The following is a 13,607-nucleotide window of genomic DNA, read 5'->3' on the forward strand; positions in this document are numbered from 1 at the left end:
TTTGGAAGGCGATTATATCAAAATAAGTTATTGGCTGTTACCCTTCAGTTGGCTTTACGGCATAGGGGTATGGCTTAGGAATTACCTCTTTGATGCTAAGATATTGAAGAGTAAGAGCTATTCTGTGCCTGTTATTTCGGTAGGTAATATCACTGTGGGTGGCGCAGGAAAGACGCCTCATGTGGAGTATCTTATAGGTTTGCTTAAGAATAGCATTCAGGTAGCTGTGTTATCACGAGGTTATAAGCGAAAGAGCAGAGGTTATGTTATAGCAGATGACAGCACGTTAATGAGGGATATAGGCGATGAGCCTTATCAGATGAAGATGAAATTTGATGGCATCTATGTCGCAGTAGATAAGAATCGTTGTCATGGCATAGAGCGTTTAATATCCGATGAGGCTACTAAAGATGTCGATGTGATTTTGTTAGATGATGCTTTTCAGCATAGGTACGTAAAGGCGGGCATAAACATTCTGTTAGTGGACTATCATAAGTTTATCATTTACGACAAGCTTCTCCCTGCAGGCAGGCTGCGTGAGCCACATAAAGCTAAGATACGTGCCGATATTGTTATTGTAACTAAATGTCCTAAGACTTTAAATCCTATCGATTATCGTGTGCTTTCTAAGAAGATGGATCTTAAGGCTTTTCAGCATTTATATTTTACTACATTATCTTATTGCGACTTAAAGCCTATCTTTAACAATAAGGGCGATGTCCCTCTTAGCGATATTATGGGTGAAAATATTTTATTGCTAACGGGTATAGCGTCTCCGGAGCATCTTCAAGCTGATATTATGGAATATACTCGTGGTGCACAACCAGAGGTGATGGCATTTGCCGACCATCATAATTTTACCGCGCATGATATAGAGCGTCTTAACGAGAGATTTGCCTCTATGCCTTCTCCTAAGCGTATTATTACTACTGAGAAGGATCAGGCTCGGCTTATAGGTCTTAAGGGATTATCAGAAGAAGTAAAACAAAATATATATGCTCTACCCATAAAAGTGGAATTTATGTTAAATGGGGGAGAGCTATTTAATGAAAAAATACAATCTTATGTACGAAAAAATTCAAGAAACAGCATCTTGGCTAAGAGAAAGAATAACAACAAGCCCAAAAACAGCAATAGTTCTGGGAACGGGCTTAGGACAATTAGCTTCAGAGATAACAGAAAGTTATGAGTTTTCATATCGTGATATACCAAACTTTCCTATTTCTACGGTAGAAGGACATTCAGGCAAACTTATCTTTGGTAAGTTGGGAGGTAAGGATATTATGGCTATGCAAGGCAGGTTTCATTATTATGAAGGCTACGATATGAAGCAGGTAACTTTCCCTGTGCGTGTTATGCATGAGCTTGGCATTAAGACTTTATTTGTTTCTAATGCAGCCGGAGGAATGAATCCGAGCTTTAAGATAGGCGATCTTATGATTATTACTGATCATATCAATTTCTTTCCAGAGCACCCTTTGCATGGTAAAAACTTTCCTACAGGTCCTCGTTTCCCTGATATGCATGAGGCTTATGATAAGGCTTTGGTAAATCTTGCCGATGAGATAGCTTCTCAAAAGCATATAGATGTGAAGCATGGCACTTATGTAGGTGTGCAAGGCCCTACGTTTGAAACTCCTTCTGAATATAGAATGTACCATATCTTAGGTGGCGACGCGGTAGGTATGAGTACCGTTCCTGAAGTTATTGTAGCTCGCCATAGTGGTATAAAGGTGTTTGGTATTAGTGTTATTACGGATCTTGGGGGCTTTGATGTGCCTGTAAGAGTAAGCCATGAGGAGGTGCAGCAAGCAGCTAATGCTGCCCAGCCTAATATGACGGAGATATTCCGTGAGATTATTAAGCGTTCTTAAAAGAAAAGAATTATATAAGATGGAAATAAAAGAATTAGGCGAGTTTGGCTTAATTGAGCATTTTACAAAAGATATAAAGGCAAAAAACTCTTCTACTATAGTTTCTCTCACCGATGATGCTGCTGAGTTAAGTTATGAGAATAAGCATACTTTGGTTACTACGCAGATGTTTATGGAAGGTATTCAGTTCGACCTTACCTATATAGATATGGAGCATTTAGCGTATAAGTGTGCTATGGCTACTATGAGCAATATTTTTGCTATGGGTGGAAATCCTCGTCAGATGTTATGCGCCATAGCTATAGGTAAACGTTTTATAGTAGAAGATCTTGAGAGCTTTTATAGTGGTTTGCGTCGTGCATGTGATAAATGGAATGTAGATATAGTAGGTGGCGATACCTCTTCTTCTTATACAGGATTAGCTATTACTCTTACTTGTTTAGGTGAAGTGTCTAAAGCAGGGGTGCTTACGCGCAAAGGAGCTCACCCCACGGATCTTATCTGTGTTTCTGGCGATCTTGGTGCTGCATATATGGGGCTTCAAATCCTTGAGCGAGAAAAGACGGTATATTATCAGCAAGTGCAGGAATATAATAGTAAGCTGAAGGCTTCTAAGGGTAGTAATGACAAGCAAGCCTTGCAGGCTTTGGCTAAGGGCAAAGAGCTTATAGACCATTTCCAGCCCGATTTTGCTGGTAAAGAATATCTTATCGATCGTCAGCTAAAGCCAGAGGCTCGTGGTGATGTAATAGAAAGTCTTTATGCTGCAGGCATTCACCCTACATCTATGATAGATATTTCAGATGGTTTAGCCTCAGAGCTGAAGCATATTTGTAAGCAGAGTGGTTGTGGTTGTAGGGTGTATGAGGACAAAATACCTATCGATTACCAGACGGCAGCTACTTGTGAAGAGTTTAATATGAACCTTACCACAGCAGCTCTCAATGGTGGAGAGGATTATGAGTTGCTCTTTACTTGCCCTATAGGCGACCATGAGAAGTTAGAACATTTAGAGGGTGTGCGCCAGATAGGATATATAACAGATGCAAGTTTGGGTGCTTTCTTAATTACTCGTGATGGTAATGAGTTTGAACTAAAGGCTCAGGGTTGGTCAGAAGATAAAGAGTAAAGGGCATGAGCTTTATAGGAGAATTTATAAGTTTGGCAGTGGCAGTGCTATGGACTGTTGCTGCTCTTACGTGTGAGGTATCGAGTAAGCGCGTAGGTGTAGCTGTTACTAATGTGTGGCGTATGCTCTTAGGGCTCGTCTTGTCTATGATATTATGTTATATCTTTATGGGCAGTGCTCTTCCTCGTTATGCTGACCTTCAGACGTGGGCATGGCTGTTGTCATCAGGGGCAGTAGGTTTTGTTGTGGGCGACATGTGTTTGCTTAATAGCTACATGTCTATAGGTTCGCGATACGGACAGCTTTTTATGACTACAGCTCCTATTTTCTCTGCCCTTTCAGCATGGGTGCTCATGGGACAGCGCATGACTTTTATGAGTATTATGGCCATGATAGTAACCCTTTTAGGTATAGCAATATCTGTTTTAGGGCGAGGAGAGGGCAAAAAGAGGATAAGTCTCGACTTGCCTCTTAAGGGTGTTCTCTTTGGTTTAGGAGCTGGCATAGGGCAGGGTGTGGGCTATGTGTTGAGCGTTATAGGCTTACATCATTACACAAGCATTGTTCCAAGGGCTTATTTAGATAGGTTTTCCTTAGGGTTACCTTTCTCAGCTAATATTATTAGGTTGGTAGCGGGTTTGTTACTTTTTACTGTAATCTTAGTCTTTAAGGGTAAGGGAGGAAGTTTTAGGCGTAGCTGTCTTGATGCTAAGAGTATGTTTTATATTGTGCTTGCAGTGCTTACAGGTCCTGTTATAGGTGTGGGACTTTCGCTAATGGCATCACAATATACAGTGGCTGGTGTGGCAAGTACTATCATGGCTACAACTCCTATAATGATACTTTTACCCACTTACTTCCTTTTCCATCAGCCCATTACGTTAAAAAGCGTATTAGGAGCTGTTATCTCGGTGCTTGGTGTGGCTATGTTTTTTATATAGATTATATCTTCCTTCTTAGTGATGGGAATAGGAAAGATAAAAGTATAGAGATATAAAATAAATGTTAAAGCAGACAATTTTTCTTACATAAACCTTGCAGATAAGAAAAAAATCAGTAACTTTGCACTCGCAATTAAGGATATAGAGATATCCTTTCATAACTCAAAAATTAATAATTGGAGGTGCTTTAGCTCAGGTGGTAGAGCATCGGACTGAAAATCCGTGTGTCCTTGGTTCAACTCCAAGAAGCACCACTCCTCCTTTCATCAGGGCGAAATCTATTTATAGGTTCGTCCTTTTTTCATGTCTTTTTGTTTGTTGTTATATTTATGTTTCCTCGTATGTAGACAAGCAAAAGTATTATTATTACTTTATTTTTTTTGTTTAGAGGGCTATGGATAGTTTCTTTGATATATCTTTTGTTTAGCATTATTCTATTATAGAAAGGCATGAGTTAGTTTTTCTTATCTTCAGATTAGGTATATTATTTCTTGAGTCTCTTTTATATAATGAGAAAAAAATAAGGGTGTGCCAAAACAGGCACACCCTTTATTTATAAAGAGTTTTATTATTAAAACTTATTTTAGCTTGGTATAGCCATATTTAGCACATGCACCTAATTCTTCTTCAATGCGAATTAATTGGTTATATTTAGCCATACGGTCTGTACGCGACATAGAACCTGTCTTAATCTGACCAGAATTTGTAGCTACGGCAATGTCAGAAATGGTAGTATCTTCTGTTTCACCTGAGCGGTGAGAAGTTACTGTAGTATAGCCATGACGATGAGCCATTTCAATAGCTTCAAGAGTTTCAGTCAAAGAACCTATTTGATTTACTTTAATAAGAATAGAGTTAGCTGCTCCCATCTTAATACCTTTTTCCAAGAACTTAACGTTGGTAACAAACAAATCATCACCTACTAACTGGCAACGGCTACCAATCTTAGATGTTAATTTTACCCAGTTTTCCCAATCGTTCTCATCAAGACCGTCTTCGATAGAGTCGATAGGATATTTTGTAATTAATTCCTCAAGGAATGCAATTTGCTCATCAGCAGTTAGCTTCTTGCCGTTAGGATCTTTAGGCATACCATTCTTTAGCTTAGAATAGTCGTAGAACCATTTGCCATCTTCACATGTAGCAAATTCTGATGCAGCGCAGTCCATTGCGATTTTAACATCTTTACCAGGCTCATAACCAGCATCTTTGATAGCTTGCATGATAGAATCGAGAGCGTCTTCAATGCCATCAAACTTAGGAGCGAAGCCACCTTCATCACCTACAGCTGTAGATAAGCCACGTTTTTTAAGAAGTTTTGCCAAAGCGTGGAAAACCTCAGCACCCATACGGATACCTTCTTTTTCGTTAGGAGCACCTACAGGGCGAATCATAAATTCCTGAAAAGCGATAGGAGCATCAGAGTGAGCACCACCATTGATGATGTTCATCATAGGAACAGGAAGGACATAAGTGTTAGCACCACCGATATAACGATATAAAGGTAGGTTTAAGGCTTTTGCAGCGGTATGAGCTACAGCTAAAGAAACGCCAAGAATAGCATTAGCACCAAGCTTACTTTTTGTAGGAGTACCATCAAGAGCTAACATCTTATAGTCAATTGCACGCTGATTAAAAACGCAATCGCCTTTAAGAGCAGGAGCGATAACAGTATTAACGTTCTCTACTGCTTTTAAAACACCTTTACCAGCGAAACGTCCTTTATCGCCATCACGAAGCTCTAATGCTTCATTTTCACCTGTAGAAGCACCAGAAGGAACGCTTGCACGCCCCATAACACCGTTGTCTAAAGTTACCTCTACTTCAACTGTAGGATTGCCACGTGAGTCCATTATCTCGCGAGCATGTACTTTTTCAATCTTCATAACTAATTTTTTATTTTAAAAAATGAAATAATAGCCGTTATTATTTACTGCAAAGATAATAAAAATACCCGATAAAACTATTTATATAAAAAAAGTTATATTAGGTATTTTTACTTAATTAACTTTTATGCTCGTATCAATATAGTAACATCTTTAGCTGCTTGTGCTCCCATCACAAGAGCTTGTTCTATGTCAGCTGTTTTGCTTGGTCCAGATATGAAAGTGCCAAAGCCATAAGAAGGCATTTCTATCTTTTTATAAGCTTCATGCATATTATTAACCACTTTTTCTTTATCTATTATTATGACAAGAGCTTCGGATATGAAGCATACAGCACGTTCTTTCATGGTTTGGGGTATCCATACACACCCGTTTTCTGCAACAGCTATTTCACCTTTTACAATGCCTACGTCTACTCCATCTAAGCAGGCTGCGTCTTTAACAGTGTCAGGATTAATGTTAGCTTTAATACCTTTAACGTTAGAGCAATACACTTTTGCATCTGGGTATATCTTATGAATAGTAGCATTGACATCTTCTGTTTTATCTATTTCTATTACGTTACACCCCACTTCTTTGCTCATTGCAATATATTGCTTTATGACATCGGGATAAGTGATGGCGTTTACTTTTATCTCTGGCAAGTCGAACTCTTGAGATGTATTTTCACGCAACTTCTTTAATAAGTCTTCTTTTTTCATTTTCTTATAAAACCTTTTATACAAACAGCTTATTTATACATGTTTACTGGTTTTTGCATTTTTCTTCTTTTAGTTCTTTCATAGCCTTTTTAAAAATCACATGGAAAGGCATTTTGGCTACGGTAGGTGTTGTGTGGCCTATGCTCCAAGGGTTTAAAGTCTTGTTGTTTAGCCATTTATCAGGAATGTAATTAGCTAAAGATGCGTTCTTTGTGATAGCATCATAGATAGAAAACCTGCTAAATATAGTCTTCATACCTTCTGCCATGACCATTTTTTCGGTATTAGCCGTACCATACATGCGAAGGCGTTGCCTCCAATCGTATATCTGGCTGCCTGGGTCTACTTTAGCAGGGCATACATGATCACAGCTTAAACATAAAGAGCAAGCAGACACATTACCACTATATTTATGAGGATCGTGTAACATACCAAGGTTTACTCCTATCGGACCTGGTATGAAATAGCTATATGAATAGCCTGTAGAGCGACGATAAACAGGACAGGTGTTCATGCAAGCGCCACATCTAATACATTTCAAACTGTTCCAATGCTCTTTGTCGCGTAGCATATTGCTTCTACCGTTATCAACTAAAATGACGTGCATTTCGCCATCAGGACGAGCTTTCCTGAAATGAGATGTAAAGGCAGTAGAGGGCTGACCAGTCCCTGAACGTGCAAGTAAACGGTGAAAAACAGCCAAAGCGTCATAGTTTGGAATAATTTTCTCAATGCCCATAGCTACTATATGTAGCTTAGGTAAAGAAGTAGACATATCGGCATTACCTTCATTGGTGCACACAACACAATCCCCTGTTGCTGCAATACCAAAATTACAGCCCGTCATTCCTGCTTGAGCCGTTTCAAATTCATGCCTTAGGCTAAGCCGCGCAGCATGAGTAAGATAAGTAGGGTCGTAATTGCCTTTATCATAAGATATTCCTAAATGTTCAAAAGTTTTACCTATATCTTCGCGAGAAATATGTGATGCAGGTACTACGATATGGGAAGGCTTCATGTGCATTAGCTGTAAAATGCGCTCTCCCAAGTCGCCTTCTACAACATCAATGCCACGTTTTATGAGATATTTGTTCATCTCACACTCTTCTGTCAGCATTGATTTAGATTTTATCAATTTAGAAACTTTCTTAGTTTCTAATATGCCATAAGCTATTTCGTTAAACTCTTGTGCATCATTTGCATAATGGACAGTAACGCCATTCTTCTCTAAGTTTGATACAAACTGCTCTATATAATCGGCAAGATGAGTTATTGTATGTGCTTTTATCTTACTTGACAGCTCTCTTAGCTCTTCCCATTCAGGGAGAGACATGGCTGCATCATCGCGTTTTTGTCTTAGTTCCCAGAAGGTTTTATCATGGCGTGCTATCTTTTTTTTGTCTTTTAAAAATTCAGCAGCTTTTATAGAATGATATGTAGACATGATATATATGATGTTATTATTATTATAAGTTTGCTGCTAATATTTCAGCAACATGCATAAACTTTATGTTATAACCTTTCTTCTTGGCTATCCCCTGCATGTGCATTAGGCACGAGCAGTCTGCCCCTGTTATTATCTCGGCACCCGTAGCTATATGGTTATTTACCTTATCTGTACCCATAGCTGTGCTAACATAAGGCTCTTCTGCAGAGAACATACCTCCAAAGCCGCAACACTCATCTTTACGATCAGGCTCACATACCTTGATGCCTTCTTTCAAATTTAATAATTTTACAATCTTATTTTCTACAGGGAGATTATTTTCAGAAGGAGTGCTTAGCCCTAACACACGTACACCATGGCAAGAATTGTGTACCGAAACTTTATGCTCAAACTTACCGGGCAATGCTTTAATATGTAAAATGTCAGATAGAAATTCTACTAATTCGTATGTGTTATGTGGGGTGTTACACTTATGACTCATAAAGGTAGGGTAATTATGGCGTATAAAAGAAGAGCACGACACACTTGGGGTTACAACATAGTCGAATGATTTAAACTTTTCTTCGAAATGATTTGCTAAATCTAATGACATCTCCTCAAAACCTCCATTTGCCATAGGCTGACCACAGCAAGTTTGTTTTTCAGGATAAATAACATCTATTTTTAGCTTTCTAAGAAGTTTATAAGTAGCTACACCTACCTCTGGGAACAAGGCATCGACGTAGCAAGGAATAAAAAGTCCTACTTTCATAATGTTATTATTTTTCTTAATTCGCATTACAAAATTAAAAAAAAATATCTAAACGAGATAAGATAAACTACACTATTTTAGCTATTTCTTTTGACAGAGAAAAGAGATTATTTATAACAGTAAAAGTGTAAAAAAAAAGATTCAATAAATATCATTATTGAATCTTTTGCGCTCTATCTGCTTAACACTTAAAAATAGAGTTCTGTTTTGATAATATAGATGTTAATTCTGCTTAAAGCAAAGCACACGAGAACGAGGCTTTTTTTGAGCAAAGAGGCTTAAATGATAATGTATGGTTTGCTGCGTTTTGTAGTTGTTGCTCGTGAACCTTTTTTAGATAAGTAGACTTTCGGGCCAGGAACGGTTGTGCTATAGTATAGGAATCGCCTAATTCGTTTTATCTGATCGGGTGTGAATTTGTTACCAGAGGTATAGAAATAGTCCATTATATTATCCGACCTAAATATGCTACCATCAGAGATGGCTCTACGCAAAAAGAGAGTATCTGTAACTTCTCTATATTCTTTAATAGTACTTGCAGCTTCTATTTTAGGTACAAGTCTATAGAAAGTCCTCATATATTCTTCCCTGTCGTATTCTTTAGTGTCATCACAATAGTCGTTTTCATCGTTAGGAGAGCGAAAGCAGTGGTATAACCCTAAGTAATGACCTAATTCATGTGCAAGGACGTTAGCAGGATTAAAGTCGGAAGATAATCTGTTATTATATTTCAGCCAGTATCCTAAGAGCGATTCTTGTAATGTTATAGACACGTTGTAAGATTTATAATCATTACCCGTAGATATTAAATCGCCTTTTTTAGCTACTTCTTTTGGCATTTTGGGTACGGTAGAAACGCCACCTATATCTTTTTCTTTTGTGGTATAAACATAAATGTTAATATATTTAGTTCTATCCCAGCCAATATCGTGAAATTTATGACCAGCCTCCTCTGCTATAAGCGATAGGTAGCTTATGGAGTCTTCGGTGATATTGTTGCGGGTAATGCCTTTTTCGCTCATTGTTTTGCCCTTAGGGCTTTTGTCGGCAAGTTCGAACTTAACATTAGCATTCGTTTGACTGTTATACCCATTATAGAATCTGTTTATAACATCTACTATGTCTTGCATATCGTTAGAATGTACTCTCGACAAGGTAGATCTTTTGTTTTGCAAGAAGTGAAATATAATTTTAAATTTATAGGTAGCCTGTTTAAGGTCTTGCTCCGTTAGGTGTGTTTCTACTGGGGTAGGTGGCTTTGTTGTAGTGGGTTTGACAATCTCCGGATCGGAACATGCGCATAAGGTGGTAATGATAAGACAAAAGAGGAATGATAGTTTTGTGAAGTTCATGTTTATAATAATGTCTGAGAGTTTTTATGAAATATAAAATTATAAGCTCTAAGCGTAAAGTAATAAAAGCAACTATGCTCTGTATAGTATACATCGTTTTGTACTACAGAGAAAGGTTTTGCTTGCTTATTACTTACTGAAAGTGTTATTTAGAAAAGATGTTGTTATCTTATAATAGATTGATAATCTTCTTCAAAAAGGCGTGGATGTTTCCCGATAAGAATAAAATTAAGTAAGCAATTTGCTAAAATTTCTTCTTCAGAAAGCTCTACATTTGGTTCACGTTTCAGCTCTTTCCCTAATAGTACGTCCCAAGGACCATTAAAAGCACTATCGTCTGCCCCAAAGAACATCTCGTTAGTGTCAGGGTCTTGCATCAATTCGTAGCGTATTTGCTTTTTAGATGTTACTGGCTTTATTTCTAAAAGCATGTTATAAGCATGCTCAAAAGGCTTACGCTGGTGGCGTGCCTTAGGATACATTAAGCCAAGGTAGGGATATATTTCTGTAAAAGCGTAAGTCTTGAAAAGTTCCTTTATCTTCATTTTATTTTATTATTTTTCATACCTATCACATTGTTACAGCTTATAAGGGCAGTGTAAAAAAAGATAGGAGTTAAACATAAGAATGTTATCCGTATAATGTTTTATCTTTATTTTGCAAAGGTACATATAAAAGCTGGTTTATAAGAAAAAACATAGCAATTAGTTATATAGATATACAAAGATTTTGTTAAAATGTATAATAAAAGTTTTAAGGAGGTAGAATGTTTCTCGTTTTAAGTGTTAAGATGTTAGGTTTTAATAGAAAAAAGCTGACAAGAATACGGCAAAAAGGTGAGGTGGAGGAAAGAAAAATAATTTATTTTTAAAGGAAAAATAAATTAAAAATGGTGTAAAAATAATCTATTTTTGTTTGCAACGGTTTATAGTTTATCTTATAGGCGTTATGCTTTTTGTGTGTAAAAAATGGTAGGAGTGCTGATGATGTAGAGTGTTTTTTGTGTGTTTTAGTATAGGTGTTGTATAGAGAAAGGTGGTGAAGATGTGGGTTATAGGTGTAAGATGGTTATAAAAAGAAGTATAGGTGCTTTGTGTGTTATTTTTGTAACTTGTTGATATTTAAGGGGAGTAAGTGTGAGATAACTTTAAAAGTTATACTTAACAATATTTATTAGCATAGTTAGGACGTAAATAGCTATTTTTTTGTAAATTTGCATTTTATAAAATTAAATATATTGATAGGATAAAAAAAGAAAATAATCATTATAAATAATCATTCATTTTTATGAGTAAGCAAACAGAAAAGATTAAGGCACTCGTTGAAAAGCGCGAGATAGCTCGCCTTGGTGGTGGTCAAAAAGCCATAGATAAGCAGCATGAACGTGGCAAGTATACCGCTCGTGAGCGTATAGAGATGCTTGTAGATGAGAATAGCTTTGAGGAGTATGATATGTTTAAGCTTCACCGTTGTCATAATTTTGGCATGGAGAAGAAACAATATTTTGGTGATGGTATCGTAGCAGGTTCTGCTACCATAGACGGTCGTTTAGTGTATCTTTACGCACAGGATTTCACTGTAAATGGTGGTTCTCTTTCAGAGACAATGGCTCAAAAGATATGTAAGGTAATGGATATGGCTATGACTAATGGTGCTCCTGTTATATGTATGAACGATTCTGGAGGTGCTCGTATCCAAGAGGGTATTTCAGCTTTAGCTGGCTATGGTGAGATCTTTGAGCGTAACATATTAGCTTCAGGCGTTATACCTCAGATATCAAGTATTCTTGGTCCATGTGCTGGTGGTGCGGTTTATTCTCCTGCTTTGACGGACTTTATAGTTATGAAGGAGCAGACCAGTTATATGTTTTTAACAGGTCCTAAGGTGGTTAAGACTGTAACGGGCGAGGATATTGACGCCGAGCATCTTGGCGGTGCAAGTGTTCATGCTACTAAGAGTGGTGTTACAAGTTTTACAGCAAAGACAGAGGAAGATGCTATTGACATTATCAAAAAGCTCCTTTCTTATATTCCTTCTAACAATCGTGAAGAGGCTCCACGCATAGAGTGTACCGATCCTATCGACCGTAAGGAGGATATTTTAAACGAAATTATACCAGACGATCCTAATCAGGCTTATGATATGTATAAAGTAATAAAAGCCGTTACGGATAATGGAGAGTTTTTTGAGGTACAACCTAAGTTCGCAAAAAATCTTATTACAGGTTTTGCACGTTTTAATGGTCAGAGTGTAGGTGTTGTAGCTAATCAGCCAAATGCTTATGCCGGTGTGTTAGATGCAAATGCGAGCCGTAAGGGTGCTCGTTTTGTACGCTTCTGTGATGCGTTTAATATTCCAATAGTATCGCTTGTAGATGTTCCTGGCTTCTTACCGGGTACAGGTCAAGAATATAATGCAGTTATTCTTCATGGTGCTCAGTTGCTTTATGCTTATGGAGAAGCTACGGTGCCAAAGATTACTATAACCTTACGTAAGAGCTATGGTGGTTCGCATATCGTAATGGGTTGTAAGCAGTTGCGTGCAGATCTAAACTTTGCATGGCCAAGTTCAGAGATAGCTGTAATGGGAGGTTCAGGAGCTGTTGCAGTGTTATATGGTCGCGAGGCAAAGAAGGTAAAAGAAGAAGGCGGCGATGCTAAGCAGTTCTTGGCAGAAAAGGAAGAGGAGTATGCAGACATGTTTGCTAATCCTTATCAGGCAGCGCAATATGGTTATATAGATGATGTTATAGAGCCTCGTAACACACGTTTTCGTATATGTCGTGGCTTAGCGCAGCTTGCACATAAAAAGCAAGATTTGCCAGCTAAGAAGCACGGCTGTATGCCTATGTAATAAATGGAGGATTAAGAATATGGATAAAAATGTATTCGCAGCCATAGCAATGGCACTCTATGAATATGCGGGAAATAATATTCACGATAATGAGCCTGGCATCATAACCATTCGTCCTAAGCAGACGATGTGGGATGCTAAGTTTGAGATTATGACCAAGAAACCATAAATAAGAGAATCTTAAATGAAAGAGTTTAAATATACCATAGAAGGTAAAGAGTATAAGGTAACGATCGGTGAGATCGACAACGAGAACGTTGCAGACATTACTGTAAACGGAGAGGAGTATAAAGTGCAAATGGAAAAGGAAGCTGCTCCAGAGAAAAAAAAGGTAGAGCTGGGCAAGCCTTCTGAAAGCGCAGAGGAAGAAACCTCAAGTGCTGTTACTGTCAATGCAGCTAACGCTGTAAAGGCTCCACTACCTGGCACTATTACTTCTGTAGAGGTAACAGTAGGTCAGGAGGTGAAAGCTGGTGATACTGTAGTAGTATTAGAAGCTATGAAGATGCAAAATGCTATTGAAGCAGAAAAAGACGGGAAAGTAACAGCTATTGCTGTGAAAGTGGGGCAGGCAGTGCTCGAAGACGATCCGTTGGTAGTAATAGAATAATTTTCTAACATATATAACATAAAATAAGGGCTGCAATTGTGATATATTGCAACCCTTTTTTTT

The 13,607-nt window shown here is 37.9% G+C and carries 13 protein-coding genes and 1 tRNA gene; 8 read left to right on the top strand and 6 right to left on the bottom strand.

What is annotated here, in order from left to right:
• Window position 1: 1 nt before the first annotated feature.
• The 5 genes from lpxK to HMPREF9018_RS08570 all read left to right on the top strand — a co-directional run bounded on the left by lpxK (window position 2) and on the right by HMPREF9018_RS08570 (window position 4,198).
• On the top strand, window positions 2-1,189 hold the full coding sequence (gene lpxK, locus HMPREF9018_RS08550) for a tetraacyldisaccharide 4'-kinase (RefSeq protein WP_039864728.1): 1,188 nt from the start codon (window positions 2-4) through the stop codon (window positions 1,187-1,189).
• Window positions 1,110-1,874: a purine-nucleoside phosphorylase gene (locus HMPREF9018_RS08555; protein WP_039864735.1), complete on the top strand. Its 765-nt coding sequence runs from the start codon at window positions 1,110-1,112 to the stop codon at window positions 1,872-1,874. Before lpxK ends, HMPREF9018_RS08555 begins: the two co-directional genes overlap by 80 nt.
• Before the next feature lie 19 nt (window positions 1,875-1,893).
• On the top strand, window positions 1,894-3,003 hold the full coding sequence (locus HMPREF9018_RS08560) for a thiamine-phosphate kinase (protein WP_008450226.1): 1,110 nt from the start codon (window positions 1,894-1,896) through the stop codon (window positions 3,001-3,003).
• Window positions 3,004-3,008: 5 nt separating this feature from the next.
• Window positions 3,009-3,944 (top strand): DMT family transporter, encoded by a 936-nt coding sequence (locus tag HMPREF9018_RS08565; protein WP_008450340.1) that lies wholly within the window; start codon window positions 3,009-3,011, stop codon window positions 3,942-3,944.
• Window positions 3,945-4,125: 181 nt separating this feature from the next.
• A tRNA-Phe gene (locus HMPREF9018_RS08570) sits at window positions 4,126-4,198 on the top strand.
• A gap of 324 nt (window positions 4,199-4,522) precedes the next feature.
• On the opposite strand, the gene eno is transcribed toward HMPREF9018_RS08570, so the two are convergent.
• The 6 genes from eno to HMPREF9018_RS08600 form a co-directional block, all read right to left on the bottom strand.
• Window positions 4,523-5,830, bottom strand: a complete 1,308-nt coding sequence (gene eno / locus HMPREF9018_RS08575) for a phosphopyruvate hydratase (protein ID WP_008450344.1) — start codon at window positions 5,828-5,830, stop codon at window positions 4,523-4,525.
• A 125-nt stretch (window positions 5,831-5,955) separates the two neighbouring features.
• Window positions 5,956-6,531 carry a LutC/YkgG family protein gene (locus HMPREF9018_RS08580; RefSeq protein WP_008450299.1) on the bottom strand — a complete coding sequence of 192 codons (576 nt, stop codon included), beginning with the start codon at window positions 6,529-6,531 and terminating at the stop codon, window positions 5,956-5,958.
• Between the two features lie 43 nt (window positions 6,532-6,574).
• Window positions 6,575-7,975, bottom strand: a complete 1,401-nt coding sequence (locus tag HMPREF9018_RS08585) for a lactate utilization protein B (RefSeq protein WP_008450538.1) — start codon at window positions 7,973-7,975, stop codon at window positions 6,575-6,577.
• 22 nt (window positions 7,976-7,997) lie between these two features.
• Complete coding sequence (locus tag HMPREF9018_RS08590) at window positions 7,998-8,729, bottom strand: (Fe-S)-binding protein (RefSeq protein ID WP_008450375.1); 732 nt, start codon at window positions 8,727-8,729, stop codon at window positions 7,998-8,000.
• A gap of 278 nt (window positions 8,730-9,007) precedes the next feature.
• Complete coding sequence (locus tag HMPREF9018_RS08595; RefSeq protein ID WP_008450444.1) at window positions 9,008-10,081, bottom strand: zinc-dependent metalloproteinase lipoprotein; 1,074 nt, start codon at window positions 10,079-10,081, stop codon at window positions 9,008-9,010.
• Window positions 10,082-10,245: 164 nt separating this feature from the next.
• Entirely contained in the window at window positions 10,246-10,626 is a 381-nt protein-coding gene (locus tag HMPREF9018_RS08600) for a hypothetical protein (protein ID WP_008450269.1), read from the bottom strand.
• A 742-nt stretch (window positions 10,627-11,368) separates the two neighbouring features.
• On the opposite strand from HMPREF9018_RS08600, the gene HMPREF9018_RS08605 reads away from it, so the two are divergent.
• Genes HMPREF9018_RS08605 through HMPREF9018_RS08610 form a run of 3 tightly spaced genes read left to right on the top strand, consistent with a single transcriptional unit; the run spans window position 11,369 to window position 13,544 of the window.
• The gene (locus HMPREF9018_RS08605) at window positions 11,369-12,934 is read left to right on the top strand and encodes an acyl-CoA carboxylase subunit beta (RefSeq protein ID WP_008450489.1); all 1,566 of its coding nucleotides are present in this window, start codon (window positions 11,369-11,371) and stop codon (window positions 12,932-12,934) included.
• 19 nt (window positions 12,935-12,953) lie between these two features.
• Entirely contained in the window at window positions 12,954-13,103 is a 150-nt protein-coding gene (locus tag HMPREF9018_RS11140; RefSeq protein WP_008450278.1) for a hypothetical protein, read from the top strand.
• Window positions 13,104-13,118: 15 nt separating this feature from the next.
• Window positions 13,119-13,544, top strand: coding sequence for a biotin/lipoyl-containing protein (locus HMPREF9018_RS08610; protein WP_008450293.1), 426 nt, complete (start codon window positions 13,119-13,121; stop codon window positions 13,542-13,544).
• Window positions 13,545-13,607: the final 63 nt, after the last annotated feature.

The sequence above is a fragment of the Prevotella amnii CRIS 21A-A genome (assembly GCF_000177355.1).
In the GTDB taxonomy this organism is placed as follows: Bacteria; Bacteroidota; Bacteroidia; order Bacteroidales; family Bacteroidaceae; genus Prevotella; species Prevotella amnii.

Coding starts and splice junctions, on each gene's coding strand:
- HMPREF9018_RS08560 (WP_008450226.1), top strand. CDS start 1,894: ATGGAAATAAAAGAATTAGGCGAGTTTGGCTTAATTGAGCATTTTACA.
- HMPREF9018_RS08565 (WP_008450340.1), top strand. CDS start 3,009: ATGAGCTTTATAGGAGAATTTATAAGTTTGGCAGTGGCAGTGCTATGG.
- eno (WP_008450344.1), bottom strand. CDS start 5,830: ATGAAGATTGAAAAAGTACATGCTCGCGAGATAATGGACTCACGTGGC.
- HMPREF9018_RS08580 (WP_008450299.1), bottom strand. CDS start 6,531: ATGAAAAAAGAAGACTTATTAAAGAAGTTGCGTGAAAATACATCTCAA.
- HMPREF9018_RS08585 (WP_008450538.1), bottom strand. CDS start 7,975: ATGTCTACATATCATTCTATAAAAGCTGCTGAATTTTTAAAAGACAAA.
- HMPREF9018_RS08590 (WP_008450375.1), bottom strand. CDS start 8,729: ATGAAAGTAGGACTTTTTATTCCTTGCTACGTCGATGCCTTGTTCCCA.
- HMPREF9018_RS08595 (WP_008450444.1), bottom strand. CDS start 10,081: ATGAACTTCACAAAACTATCATTCCTCTTTTGTCTTATCATTACCACC.
- HMPREF9018_RS08600 (WP_008450269.1), bottom strand. CDS start 10,626: ATGAAGATAAAGGAACTTTTCAAGACTTACGCTTTTACAGAAATATAT.
- HMPREF9018_RS08605 (WP_008450489.1), top strand. CDS start 11,369: ATGAGTAAGCAAACAGAAAAGATTAAGGCACTCGTTGAAAAGCGCGAG.
- HMPREF9018_RS11140 (WP_008450278.1), top strand. CDS start 12,954: ATGGATAAAAATGTATTCGCAGCCATAGCAATGGCACTCTATGAATAT.
- HMPREF9018_RS08610 (WP_008450293.1), top strand. CDS start 13,119: ATGAAAGAGTTTAAATATACCATAGAAGGTAAAGAGTATAAGGTAACG.